Raw genomic sequence first — 13,631 nt, forward strand, 5'->3', positions numbered from 1 at the left:
CACTTTCATTTCTAATCATCTCTACCTCCTATCCTGCTTATTAATATGCCCTTAAAAACCATATAAGTTTTCTGTAATCAACGTTTACTGAATTATTTTTAAATAATTCAGTATCAGGTATAATTCTTTTAAAAGATTCTTCAAAATTCAACATAAGCTTTTGTTTAATTATATGATCAGGTTATTCTAAAAGTTTTTGCATTATATTTGAAACATACAATACCAATATTAAAAAATAACCATTTCAATAGCATACTGAATTTTGAATCTCAATTTATATATAGCCAATAAAATAAGAAAAGGAGAAGTAACTGGTAAAAAACTTGCCGGACCTGTAATTAAGGTAGCTACATTAGGCATCACCATAGGAATGGTTGTTATGATTCTTTCTTTAGCAATAGGCACAGGTTTTAAAAAAGAAATTCGTAACAAAATAGTTGGATTTAGTTCTCATATTCAAATTATCAATTACGATTACAATTCATCTTTTGAAACAAATCCAATTGATAGAGATTCTGTATTTGTTAATCAATTAAAAGTTCTTCCCGGCGTTAAAAGAATTCAGGAATATGCTACAAAACCCGGATTGATTAAAACCAAAGATGACATACAGGGTATCATCATTAAAGGTGTTGGAAAAGACTTTGACTGGGAATATTTTAAGGACATTATCACTGATGGTGAAATACCTGATTACAAAGGTATGAATACTTCAAACCAAGTTATTATTTCAAAAACTCTTGCGCAGTTATTAAAACTAAAGGTTGGAGATAAAATGCCCACTTATTTTTTTCAGGACAAAATCAGAGCTCGAAATTTTCAAATAAGTGCCATATACGACTCTCATTTACCAGAATTTGATAAGGTATATATATTTGCAGATATACGTCATATCATTAAGCTAAACAATTGGAATGACAATCAAATAGCTGGTTATGAAATTACTCTGGAACACTTTAATCAGATCAATGATTTATCAAGGGATATTGATATACTGGCAGCCACTCATATATCTTCAGATGGAGGTTTATTAAGAACCACAACCATTGCACAACAACAGCCACAAATACTTGGCTGGCTTGATATGCTGGATATGAATGTTACTGTAATCTTAATTCTGATTGTTTTAGTAGCTGGGTTTAATATGATATCAGGTCTTTTAATTATTATTTTGGAGAGAACCTCTATGATTGGAATATTAAAAGCCTTGGGCAAACAGAACTGGAACATTAGAAAAGTATTTTTATACCTGGCTTCTTTTATTATTCTTAAAGGCATTTTGTGGGGAAATATAATTGGAATAGCCATTTACTTTATTCAAAATACATTTGGAGTACTAAGTTTGAATCCTGAAAACTATTATTTAGATACAGTACCTATGTATCTAAACCCTTTACACTTAGTGTATCTTAATATTTCTACGATCATCATATCTTTTGTAATGATGATAGGTCCTTCGTACCTAATAACCAAGATAACTCCGGTTGAAGCTATTCGCTTTGACTAAAACAAAATTCTTAGCATAGATGCTTCATCAACTTTTGTACAAACTCTGTTAATTCTGGCTGGTGTTACTGTTTTAAGACTGCAATATATGTACCTCTGCGAACACAACCTGAACGATTGCGAACAGTTCAAATAAAAGCTGTTTTCCCTTAAGTTATTTGAGCAAAAAATAATTTTCGATATATTTAACTGTATTTCAACACTATAAATTAATACTGAAAATTTTATTCTTTATTTTAAGCTTAGTGGCATGATTATTATTTAAAGTAAAGTGTATTTATACAAAAGGTTTAAATTAAAGACAAGACAATAAAGAAATACTGGAAACGTCCGGTATTTCTTTTTTTTTACCCTTTTCTAAATAAATATTCATATTGCTTTGAGCCATTTTTAAGGTATAATTGTTATATTAACCGTAGAAGGAGAAAGGCTTATGTATACTAATTTTATTGAAGTACTTAGAAAAGAATTGAAAGGAGATTTGCCTGGAGAAATGGCTCAGTTAAAAATGTCTCCAAATGTGCGTTTTACAGGCAATATTCAGCCAAATAAAACAGAAACCAGACAGAGTGCTGTACTTATATTATTATATCCTAAAAACAACAGCTTATATATTCCATTTATTCAACGTCCCAGATATAACGGAGCACATAGTGGACAAATAAGTTTACCTGGTGGTAAAGCTGAATTAGGCGATGTTGATTATATGCAAACTGCCTTAAGAGAAACTCATGAAGAAATAGGTGTTAACATAGCAGACATTGATATCATAGGTCAATTAAGTCCGATATTTATACCTAACAGTAACTTTAATGTATATCCATATATCGGTTACATTAACTATATACCTGAATTTAAACCGGATACTTATGAAGTTGAATCCATAATAGAAGCACCTCTATCTCAGATTCTAAATCCCAATAATATTGATTTCTTTGAAAAAGAAAAAAATGGAATTCAGATTAAAGCTCCTTATTTTAATATAAACAAGAATATTATCTGGGGTGCTACCGCTATGATTTTAAGTGAATTTATTGAAGTAATTAAATCTCCAAAAAATTCACCTACTCCATTAGATTCTTATAATGTTCATAACGCTCAAGAATCTCATTAACATATAAATAAGGCTCTTCTCCTCTACAATAACCAAATTCAACAACGGGATCATTAAAGTACTTTGGTTTTGATTTATTCAATAGGTAATAATCAACATTATCATCCCATATCTGAGGATTTTTACCATTTTTTTCAGCAAGCTTCATGGCATCTAAAACATGCCCAATTCCTACATTATATGAGGCCAGTACAAACTTTAATCGCTCCTCTGGATCATCTACACGAAGGGCCATCCTCTTGTCAAGCCATTTTAAGAACTTAATCCCACCTCTAATATTTTCACTTGGTGAAGTAATATTATGTACGCCAAAAGTTTTTGCTGTTTCTGGCATTAACTGCATTAATCCCTGTGCTCCTGCCCAACTTTTAATTTCTGGTAAAAATCTGGATTCCTGATATATTAAAGCAGCCACTAATTTCCAGTCCCAATCAATATTCTCACATTCCTTTTTAATAATATCATCAAATTGAGATACTGAACCTCCTTTTAATGAATTGTAACCGGCATCTACAATATGAGTAGACCTTCTATTCAGAAAGTACTTTTTATAAATGATGTTATACTTAGAAGATTTACGGAAACGAGTAAGCCAATTATTCACTACCTGTAATAAATCAGGAGATGATTTTCTCACACCCCATGCCATTTTCTGCGGAAAACTGATGGGTGTTTCAATATCAATATTATCGTAATAGTTTTTGTTTACACGAGCTAATATCTCATCACAAATAGTATATAAAATTTCACCTTCTGCAACTAATCCTATTAATTGCTCGGCTTCATAGTCCGGAATTTCAACCACATTAATTGTATCTCCAATCTCATCCGAAAGATTATTCAACCGAGTCACATACGATGAACCTTTTTGTACATAAATAGTTTTTCCGGCTAAATCTAACTGATTCCTTATTAACTGATTAAAATCTGTTTGGTGTGATTTATTGGAATTTTTATCATCAATTCTTTGCACCAACACCTGACGCGAGTAGGTATGAGGTTCAGTAAACTTTATTTCTTTACTTCTTTCTCTGGTAACTGCTAAGTTTTGAGCGATTAAATCAACATTGCCTTTTCTAAGATCACTGATATTTTTCTCTACATCATTACTCACAATAACCTCGAGCTTAATACCTAAATTATTACAAAACTCATTTAATAATTCAAGCTGATACCCCATAGGAGTACCTTTGTAGATAAAGTAATTGGTGGAATTATAATCAGTAACAACAATAAGCTTTCCTCGCTCCTGAATCTCTTTTAAGTCAAACGAAACCTCTTTTTCAACAACACTGGTTTTTACTTTATTCTCTGAAGGTTTACAAGCTACCAACAAAATAAGCAAAAGCCAAACAAATCTTTCTATACCTCTCATAAGTAAGAATTTAACTTTAAGCGCACAAAGATATATCAATTATAGTTTAGAGCAAATATGAATTGATAAGTGAAGTTTTAGACGAATTCAGACTAGTCATAGAAATTCCATGAAACACCCCATTTTACACGCATTGGAGCATGAGGATAACCCAAAGTAAGGAAGTAATTTTTATCCATAAAACTTTGATTAATGTGATCCAATTTAACAAATACACGTGCTCTTTTAAGATGCAAATTCACAAAAGCATCCATAAATGGATAATTTCCCACTTTTATAACATCCTGATTATAGAATTGACCAGTAGCTGGCATATAGCCAGGAGCATAATACTCTGAATGGTATTTTACATCTACCCCAACTTGTATTTGTAATACTCTTTTAGCCAGGTAAAAATTAAAATAATTAGAGCTATATCCAGAAAACTCAGGTAATGGTAAATATTTCTGATTACTTGAAAATTGATAAGCCAATTTATTATCACTATGTAATGGACCGAAAGTAAAATCTTTATCTAAAGAAAACTGAAAAGCACTGAAAACATCTGAGGTTTGATCGGGTAGTGCTTCATTATTCCAGTACATATAATCTGTAAATACTTTCGATTCCCAGGATAACTTCAATTTGCGGGTTGGAATTTTTAAACCCAATTCAATATTAACCAGTTTTTCTTGTTTAAAGTTTCTATCCCAGTTAAAATGATTTGAATGGTACTTTTCCTGAAACAACTCAGCACTTCTAAGTACAATTCTACCTCTACCATAAATCCCTGCAGTATCTTTAAAAATACGGTACAATGAATTTATATTTCCCTGCAAATCAATATCACCAAGTCTGTATCCCTGAACATATATTTTACCTCCCAAGTTCCACCAAAAGTTCTTTCCTAAATTCTTAAATACTTGTCCACCAACATAAGTTGTTACCAAAGTGGTATCCTTATGACCATATACAGGAGTGTAAACATCATTTTCATCGTATGTAATAACTGTTGGCTTTTGAAACTTATAGTATTTTACTTCATTAGATAGAAATGCTCGAACACCAAACTTAAGTAAAGAATTTGCTTCTTCATTAAATTTGATCTGAAAGGTATTTTTAACATAGGTATATGATGTTGAATCCCTTGTTTGCAAGGAATCCACATAATCAGTTCCATATATCCGAAGTAAACCTTCGTCAAAATAATTATCTAAATCATCTATTTTGTATACTCTGCTATAATTACCCACATGTAAAGAGTGATAAACAGTACTAACTGGTAACTCATATTCTTCATCAGGATCTGATTCTGTATCAATTGAATCCTGTAGCTCTTTATTTAATTTTATTTTACCAATACCTAATGAATGGTTATAAAATACTTGAAAGTTACTTATTTTATTGGTAGCCGATATATACTTTACAGGTATATCCTCAGCTCTTGAATACTGATCTCTTTTTTCTTTATCCGTAATTAATTCATGATCATCATCTAATAATCCACCATTTTCCATATGTTCAATACTATTATAACTTACAATTGCATGCATGGAGTATTTATTGCTATGATAACTGGAGTACAAATTAAAATTACGGTTATCAACCTTTTGTGCGTTATATAAACCAATGGATGAAACTAAATTATATCTTATGGCAAGATTCCAGTCCTTATTAATATTTTGCGTAAAAAATCCGGTAAAATTTTCCTCTGATTTTCGTCCGGGACCAGCATTTATGTAGGTAAGATTAGTATAAGGAACTTTAGTATTATAGAATTGTATATCCTCGGGTTGAATAAACAAGGCTCTTAAGGAGTTTAAAAAAATGAATTCATTGAAATCATCCTTATAACTTAATAAATTTGAAGTATAGGCTCCACCTTTATTTCCAAGGTTAATATTAGAAAAACTATTTTTATAGATAGGATCATAATTCTGGAATCCTGATGTAATGGTATCTACAGCAACGGTATCAATAAAAGTATAATCATCTACCATCTTCCACGACCAGATTCTATCCTTTAAATCAATTATAGTGTCTCTTGATATTTGATTTTCCGGAATATTTCGCCCCATACGAGGCATATTATCAGGTCTTCCTTGTCCTCCAGGCTGTGCTGCTACTAGGGTGCTTAACAGTAAGCAAAAAATTATATATTGTAATTTTGTTCTCATCATCGGCAAAGATAGAAAAAAATGTTTCGGACAAATATTAAAATTAGACTCATGCTATTATCAATTATCGTACCTTTTGTAAAAAATTAAGAGTTCTGCATTTTTTTTTTACAACAATAACAAATAATTATATTTTTGTGCCCTTTATTACTTAATTACAAATCGCTTATAAAATGTAACATAAATGATTAATGATATTATACAATAACTATGTATCGCTTTTCATTGATTAGTTATATTGAAATTTTTAAATGATGAAACGTATGAAAAAGTTAGTTTTATTTTCCATGCTAATGATTCTTGGAAAATTAGGTTTTGCACAAAACCTTCAAGTACATTATGATTTTGGTGAAGAAAGACAATTAATTACCACTACATTAGAAATGTTTAAACCAGATAAATATGGTAGTACATTTTTCTTTGTAGATATGGATTTCAGTAACGAAGATGATCGTGACACTGATAATGGATTCTCTTTAGCATATTGGGAAATTGCTCGAAGCTTTAAATGGAATGAAACTCAAAAATTCGAACCTAGAATTGAATTCAACAGTGGTGGTGCATATTTTGGGCCAATTAATAATTCATGGTTAATTGGTGGACAATACACTTTTAATAATGCTGATTTCTCTAAAGTATTAACGCTTCAAGCCAACTATAAACATATTAAAGATGGTAAAATAAACGACGATTTTTCTACTGAGAACCTTTCTGGATTTCAATTTACAGCAGTTTGGGGGCTTCACTTTTGGGATAGAAAATTCTCTTTTACAGGATTTGCAGATTTTTGGAGACAAGATACTTATTTCGGAGATAAGAAGTTCGTATTTCTAACAGAACCTCAATTATGGTACAATGCTTGTCCTAACTTCTCATTTGGTGGAGAAATTGAAATGAGCAGTAATTTTGTTGACGATGATTTTGTTGTTAATCCTACATTGGCTGTTAAGTGGACTTTCTAAACTTTAAGATATGTTAGAAAAATTCTTCAAACTAAAAGAAAATAAAACAACGGTAAAAACAGAAGTAATTGCTGGTATTACCACGTTTATGACAATGGCCTACATTTTGGCTGTAAACCCAGATATTCTTTCTAAAACAGGAATGGATATCAATGCTGTTTTTTCGGCAACTGCTATTTCTGCTGTTGTAGGAACACTTGTTATGGCATTATGGGCTAAACTTCCTTTTGCTTTAGCTCCAGGAATGGGATTAAATGCATTCTTTGCATTCTCTGTTTGTATTGGAATGAATTGTAGCTGGCAATTTGCTTTAACTGCAGTTTTTCTTGAAGGTATTATCTTCCTTTTATTAACCGTGTTTAATATCCGTGAGCTTATCGTGAACTCGATACCTACAAATATGAAACATGCTATTTCTGCTGGTATTGGTTTATTTATTGCTTTTATTGGAATGCAACATGCAGGTTTAATCGTAAATAACGATGCTGTATTAGTTGGTTTAGGAAGTATGAAAGAACCTACTGTTTTAGTAATGGCTTTCGGATTGGTTATTATTGGAGTTTTGCTTGCGTTAAAAGTAAAAGGTGCATTATTAATAGGAATATTTGCAGCTACTGTTCTAGGTATTCCAATGGGTGTTACTAAACTTCCTGATACATCATTAATATCTACTCCTCCTAGCATTAGTTCTATTGCTTTTCAATTCGATTTCCACGAAATATTTTCAATGAAAATGTTAGTAGTATTATTTACATTTTTATTTGTTGATATGTTTGATACAGTAGGTACTTTAATTGGGGTTTCTTCTAAAGCAAACATGTTGGATAAAGACGGTAAATTACCAAGAGTAAAACAAGCTTTATTTGCTGATGCTATTGGAACTACTGTGGGAGCAGCATTAGGAACTTCAACTGTTACTACTTATGTAGAAAGTGCCTCAGGAGTTGCTGAAGGTGGAAGAACAGGTCTTACTTCATTAACAGTTGCTGGTATGTTTTTAATTGCTTTGTTTCTTTCTCCATTATTCTTAATGGTTCCGGATGCAGCAACAGCTCCAGCTTTAATTATTGTAGGATCATTTATGCTTTCTCCAATATTAAAAGTAAACCTTGAAGATTATACAGAATCTATTCCTGTATTTTTAACTGTAATTATGATGCCTTTAGCTTACAGTATTGCAGAAGGTATTGTATTTGGTATGTTAGCTTTTGTAATTTTAAAATTATTATCAGGAAGACACAAAGAAATCTCTATTGTAAGTTATTTCCTTGCCGTTCTGTTTATTTTAAAATTTTTCATGTAAGCATCTGAATAAGATTAAAATACTCAACAAGCAAATATGTTGAGATAATATTTAGATTATAAAATATATGAACGCCTCTACATTTTGTAGGGGCGTTTTTTGATTATTCATGATATATTGTGTTGCTTTGCGTATTATCATTAATGAACTATTAGAATAAATAATGCTTATAGTTTATAAATATTTACACTCCTATTAATGAAAGACCTTACTACAGGAAATGAAGCAAAATTAATTTTCAACTTTGCCTTACCAATGGTACTGGGTAATCTATTTCAACAATTATATAATGTAATAGATAGTATTATTGTAGGGCGATTTCTTGGAGATGAAGCACTTGCTGCCGTAGGAGCATCTTTCCCTATATTTTATACATTAATTGCTTTTGTAATTGGTATTGGCAGCGGAGCTACAATTGTTATTTCTCAATATTTCGGAGCAAAAAAAATGCACGAAGTTAAACAAGCGATAACTACCATTTATATTTTCCTTTTATTTGCAAGTTTTGTTACCATGTTTGTGGGCATTTTCTATAACGAGGAAATATTTAGATTACTTAATGTTGGAGAAGATGTGTTACCTCAGTCGGTAGAGTATTTTACCATTTATATGACTGGTATGATTGCTTTCTTTGGTTTTAATGGCACAACATCAATACTTCGTGGATTAGGGGATTCACGAACTCCTTTGCGTTTTTTAATTTTTGCTACTATCACAAATATTATACTGGACATTTTATTTGTAGTAGTTTTTAAATGGGGTATTAAAGCTGTAGCATTTGCAACTGTTTTGTCTCAGTTTATTGCCTTTGGAAGAGCTATATTCTATCTTCAGAAACAGCAACATATTATATCATTTGATTTAAGAAAATGGGTATTTAGCACAAAAATATTCAGACAAAATATAAAAATAGGTCTTCCTACTGCTTTTCAACAGTCGTTTGTTGCATTGGGTATTATGGCCTTAATACGAATTGTAAATAATTTCGATTCTGATGTTTTGGCGGCTTTTACGGCTGCAGGAAGAATAGATTCGTTAGCAGCATTACCTGCATTAAATTTAGCTTCTGCCCTATCTGCTTTTGTTGGACAAAATCTCGGAGCAAATAAAATTGACAGAATTAAGAAAGGTGTGCGTGCCTCATTATTTATGGCATGGTCCATTTCCTTTTTTGTAATGGTCATTGCCTATTTATTCTCTGACAACTTAATGAGACTTTTTACCGAAAGCGAAAATGTAATTATGCACGGCAAAAACTATCTTGTTATAGTTAGTTCCTTTTACCTTATTTTTTCAACCATGTTTATATTACATGGAGTTTTGCGAGGTGCCGGAGCCACGTTAATACCTATGTTCATATCGCTGTTTAGTTTATGGTTAATCCGCATTCCTTTGGCGGTTTTATTTTCAAAACATTTTGGGGTTAATGGAATATGGTGGGCAATACCAGCTGGATGGAGCGCCGGAATGATAGGGTCTTTAATTTATTACCTGAGTGGAAAATGGAAAAACAAAGGCGTTGTAAAACAACCTCAGGAAACAAGTTCATAAAGAGATGAGCATCGCTAATTAATAATAATTCCATCACTCAATTGACACGGTATTTGATTTGAAATAATTAGATAATCACCTATTGAAGTACAAAGTTAATTGGTACAGAATACCTTACTCTAACAGGTTTCCCCCTTTGCTTACCAGGAGAAAATCGTGGCAAATCATTCACAACACGTAAAGCTTCTTCATCTAATTCAGGAAACACTCCTCTTGTTATTTCTACATTTGTTACTGTGCCTTGAGGAGATACCACAAAAGTCACATATACCCTGCCCTGAATACCATTTTCGGCTGCAATGATTGGGTATCTAATGGCAGTAGATATATACTTCATTAGTTCTCGTTGTCCTTCTTCTGTTGTTGAACAAATATCCGGACGAAAAATTGGCATTTCTTCAACTACCATGAATATTGGGGCTTCTGAAATCTCTTCTTCCTCCATTTCCATATTCAAATCTTCAACAACTTCCACCATTTCATCCTCACTGGTTTCCGTATCCATAATCTCCAGTTCTTCCTCAATATCAATGTCATTTTCTACAATAGTAATTACATCATATACTTTTACCGGACTTGGAGGTGGAGGTGCAACAGTTTCTTCCTGTCTTGTAATAGGAATCATCTCTTCCTCAGTAACAACAACATTGTCGGTTAAGACAGCTTTTGATGTTCGTTCTTTGAAGTTGACCTCCATGGAAAACAATACAATACCAAAGCTTAGTATCATTCCCAGTTCAAAAAATAAGGATTTTTTGTTCTCTAAATCAGCGTGTATGGTTTTACGGGCTTTCATCTGTATATTGTTTTATATTTTATTCAGATGAAACACCCTTTTCAATTTGAAGAGTCAAATAAAGTTGGGTGTTTCATAACTCTTATAATACAAGATTAAAATTGCAGTCATCTTCGCCTGTATTACCTGGAGTAAACCCTAAACTTTATGAGGTAGAAACAACCACGTAAACAGGTTACCTAAGCTCTTTCTCCATAAAAATTGTGTTTTATAGTTTATACGTAATTTAAGAAAAAAAGTTGTAATAAAACCATTAATAATTTCTTCTTTTTCATTACTGTATCAATTAAATATGAAGATCTTACAAGTAACTACATCTGGAGTTAAATTGTTTGTATTCATTTAGTATTTGTATGATTAAGTTTACATTTACTACAAAATCAACAGAAGAATAAAATCATAAATTCCCTTAAATATCAATTCTCCGGTGTAATAAGGACTTTGTATAAATAAATATTGGCCTAACTTTGTGCTTTATATTCAACAAGGGGATATTTATGAGTTACAAGCGTCTTCATTCACGTCTTAAAAGTTCTAATGAAAATAAATTAGATCAAATAGTTAATGCTTTTGAAGCAGAAGGACGCGCCTTACAGCATCATTTTACTCCGGAAATAGATTACCCAAAATCTGATTACAATAACGAAATTCAGTATATCAGTTCATTAGATGAAAAATTGGGCCGTACTTTTCAGCGACTCAATCAACACCAGCGCCATGCAGTTTTTCATCCCTCATGCAACACTATTCTTTCAGCTATGGTTGGAAGTGGAAAAACTACGGTGCTAATTGCTAAAATATTCTATCTGCATTTTATCAAACATATTCCGTTTGATAAAATGATAGTGCTGACCTTTACCAATAAAGCTGCCAGAGAAATAAAAGAGCGGATAGCTACCTTTTTAGGTGATGCACATGTTGAATTGAAAGAGCAGTTGAGATATTTCGGTACTTTTCATGCGGTTGCACGACAATTATTAAACGAACATCCTGACTTAAATAAAATTGGTTTCAAAGCTGATTTTATGATTATGGATGAACAGGAAAAACAGGATTTTTTAGAAAGATTAATTGCTCAGGAAAACCTATCTATTAAATACCACAACCAATTAACCAAAAGGTGGCGGAAATATATAGAGACGGGTGATGCATTGATGGGAAATATGAAAAATGAGGATGACTTTATTCAACTGGTGCAATTAGCCCAAACTGAAAAACGTAAGATTAATGCCATGGATTTTGATGATCTTATTTCATTATGCAATGAAGCACTGAATCATCAGGTCGCCATTTCACCTGAATGGATTATTGTCGACGAGTTTCAGGATTGTAATGAAGATCAACTTCAATTGATAGAAAAGTTGAGAAATCACCAGTCAAATATTTTTGTTGTAGGAGATCAAAATCAAAGTATATATGGCTGGCGTGGCAGTAAAGATCATTTATTTGAAGAAGTCCATTCTAGATGGAATACAACCTGGATGGAACTGCCTCAAAACTACAGGAGTACTGCAAACATATTATCTGCAGCAGAATCGTTACTTCAGCAGAATGAAAATGTATTAATAGCAACCCGTAAAAGTGGAACTCCTATTGATCTTATCAGACATTACGACGATCAGCAGGAAGCTTTTTATCTGAAGGAACAACTAACAACCATTCAGAAGGAAAATTTACCATTAGATAATATTGCCATTTTATTTAGAACCCATCAGCAAATTAAAATTGTGGAAACCGTTTTAGCTCAGGCTAATATTCCTCATCAATTGGTAAAAAAGGCTGAACTTCATGATAATCCGGCTCAGAACTTTTTACTTCGTGTATTAAAAGTCTGTATGAACCACAACGACAGTGATGCCTGTCTTGCTTTGATTTTTGATACTAACTTTGGTGTATTAAAAAGAAGTAAAAGAGTTATCCAGTCGTTAAATACCAGAGAAGGTAATACAACAGCACTTTCAGCGCTTTGTGAATATCTGGAAAAACATAAATCAAAACCCCTACTTCATATAAAATTACTTCGTCAGATTGAAAAGTTTACCAATGAGTTTCTTCATAATGAGACACTGGAAACCATTGCATTTATAGACTTTTTAGCATTGCGGGATATTTTAAAACCTACATCTATTCATCACAAAGAGTATATTGATGCGGTTACTGAAGCCTGGGAACAAATTGTGTTTTTTATAAAGGCGCAAGGTTGGGGTGAAAAATCTACTATGTTTCAGTTAGCAATCGGACAGGTTGTATTGGAGGGTACTTTTCATATAAACGGCAGAATTAAACAAAAAGGTCAAGGAGTTCACTTGTTAACCATTCATGCATCTAAAGGTTTAGAGTTTGATAAGGTATATATTGCCGGTGCAAATACTGGTATTATTCCACTATCTCAACATCAAAAAGGTAGTCAGAATTTAAAAGAAGAAAAACGCTTATTATTTGTTGCCATAACAAGAGGTAAAAACAACGTGGAAATAGGGTGGCACTCACAACCTTCTACACGAAATACTGAGGCTGAACCCTCCTACTTTTTAAATGCAATACCTGCTCATCTTCTTAATCGAAAAACCTCTGCGGCACAGAACAAGACAGAAGAACAAACAGAAGAAAGTGCAGAATGGCAAATTGATATGTTGGTAAAGCACAAAAAATACGGTAGCGGTGTAATTATTTCAATGTCTGAAACTGAATTAATCTGCAACTTTGATTCTGTTGGAGAAAAACCCTTTTCTATTGCCTTTGCCAAGGCTTTATTGGTTAAAATTGAATCATAAAACACATAGGGCTTGCACCCTACGCTATTTGATTACGTCCCTTCAGGACTTTAGGTAAATATTTAATCAATTAATTAAATGCCCTGAAAGGGTA

General features: G+C 32.3%; 9 protein-coding genes. 6 read left to right on the plus strand and 3 right to left on the minus strand.

What is annotated here, in order from left to right; translation table 11 throughout:
* Positions 1-262 precede the first annotated feature (262 nt).
* A complete protein-coding gene (locus OM075_RS20440; RefSeq protein WP_301192411.1) occupies positions 263-1,507 on the plus strand; it encodes an ABC transporter permease in 1,245 nt (414 codons plus the stop codon).
* A gap of 432 nt (positions 1,508-1,939) precedes the next feature.
* Complete coding sequence (locus OM075_RS20445) at positions 1,940-2,620, plus strand: NUDIX hydrolase (RefSeq protein WP_301192412.1); 681 nt, start codon at positions 1,940-1,942, stop codon at positions 2,618-2,620.
* Here OM075_RS20445 and OM075_RS20450 read toward each other — a convergent pair.
* Both OM075_RS20450 and OM075_RS20455 read right to left on the minus strand, forming a co-directional pair.
* Complete coding sequence (locus OM075_RS20450; protein ID WP_301192413.1) at positions 2,571-3,995, minus strand: MltF family protein; 1,425 nt, start codon at positions 3,993-3,995, stop codon at positions 2,571-2,573. The two genes, OM075_RS20445 and OM075_RS20450, sit on opposite strands and share 50 nt — an antisense overlap.
* Before the next feature lie 92 nt (positions 3,996-4,087).
* Positions 4,088-6,151, minus strand: coding sequence for a putative porin (locus OM075_RS20455; protein WP_301192414.1), 2,064 nt, complete (start codon positions 6,149-6,151; stop codon positions 4,088-4,090).
* A 263-nt stretch (positions 6,152-6,414) separates the two neighbouring features.
* On the opposite strand from OM075_RS20455, the gene OM075_RS20460 reads away from it, so the two are divergent.
* The 3 genes from OM075_RS20460 (at position 6,415) to OM075_RS20470 (ending at position 9,967) form a co-directional block, all read left to right on the plus strand.
* Positions 6,415-7,113 (plus strand): DUF5020 family protein, encoded by a 699-nt coding sequence (locus OM075_RS20460; protein ID WP_301192415.1) that lies wholly within the window; start codon positions 6,415-6,417, stop codon positions 7,111-7,113.
* Positions 7,114-7,123: 10 nt separating this feature from the next.
* Positions 7,124-8,416, plus strand: coding sequence for an NCS2 family permease (locus OM075_RS20465; RefSeq protein WP_301192416.1), 1,293 nt, complete (start codon positions 7,124-7,126; stop codon positions 8,414-8,416).
* Positions 8,417-8,614: 198 nt separating this feature from the next.
* Positions 8,615-9,967, plus strand: a complete 1,353-nt coding sequence (locus OM075_RS20470) for an MATE family efflux transporter (protein WP_301192417.1) — start codon at positions 8,615-8,617, stop codon at positions 9,965-9,967.
* Between the two features lie 79 nt (positions 9,968-10,046).
* Here the strand turns inward: OM075_RS20470 and OM075_RS20475 are convergent, their stop codons facing one another.
* Positions 10,047-10,763 (minus strand): energy transducer TonB, encoded by a 717-nt coding sequence (locus OM075_RS20475; protein ID WP_301192418.1) that lies wholly within the window; start codon positions 10,761-10,763, stop codon positions 10,047-10,049.
* A 497-nt stretch (positions 10,764-11,260) separates the two neighbouring features.
* Between OM075_RS20475 and OM075_RS20480 the strand changes: the two genes are divergently transcribed.
* The gene (locus OM075_RS20480; protein WP_301192419.1) at positions 11,261-13,537 is read left to right on the plus strand and encodes an ATP-dependent helicase; all 2,277 of its coding nucleotides are present in this window, start codon (positions 11,261-11,263) and stop codon (positions 13,535-13,537) included.
* Positions 13,538-13,631: the final 94 nt, after the last annotated feature.

Source organism: Plebeiibacterium sediminum, assembly GCF_026013605.1.
Lineage (GTDB): Bacteria > Bacteroidota > Bacteroidia > Bacteroidales > Marinilabiliaceae > Saccharicrinis > Saccharicrinis sediminus.

What these genes read in the sequence shown, in the direction of transcription:
- OM075_RS20480 (WP_301192419.1), top strand. Translation starts at nt 11,261, where the DNA reads ATGAGTTACAAGCGTCTTCATTCACGTCTTAAAAGTTCTAATGAAAAT.
- OM075_RS20445 (WP_301192412.1), top strand. Translation starts at nt 1,940, where the DNA reads ATGTATACTAATTTTATTGAAGTACTTAGAAAAGAATTGAAAGGAGAT.
- OM075_RS20460 (WP_301192415.1), top strand. Translation starts at nt 6,415, where the DNA reads ATGAAAAAGTTAGTTTTATTTTCCATGCTAATGATTCTTGGAAAATTA.
- OM075_RS20470 (WP_301192417.1), top strand. Translation starts at nt 8,615, where the DNA reads ATGAAAGACCTTACTACAGGAAATGAAGCAAAATTAATTTTCAACTTT.
- OM075_RS20450 (WP_301192413.1), bottom strand. Translation starts at nt 3,995, where the DNA reads ATGAGAGGTATAGAAAGATTTGTTTGGCTTTTGCTTATTTTGTTGGTA.
- OM075_RS20465 (WP_301192416.1), top strand. Translation starts at nt 7,124, where the DNA reads ATGTTAGAAAAATTCTTCAAACTAAAAGAAAATAAAACAACGGTAAAA.
- OM075_RS20475 (WP_301192418.1), bottom strand. Translation starts at nt 10,763, where the DNA reads ATGAAAGCCCGTAAAACCATACACGCTGATTTAGAGAACAAAAAATCC.
- OM075_RS20455 (WP_301192414.1), bottom strand. Translation starts at nt 6,151, where the DNA reads ATGAGAACAAAATTACAATATATAATTTTTTGCTTACTGTTAAGCACC.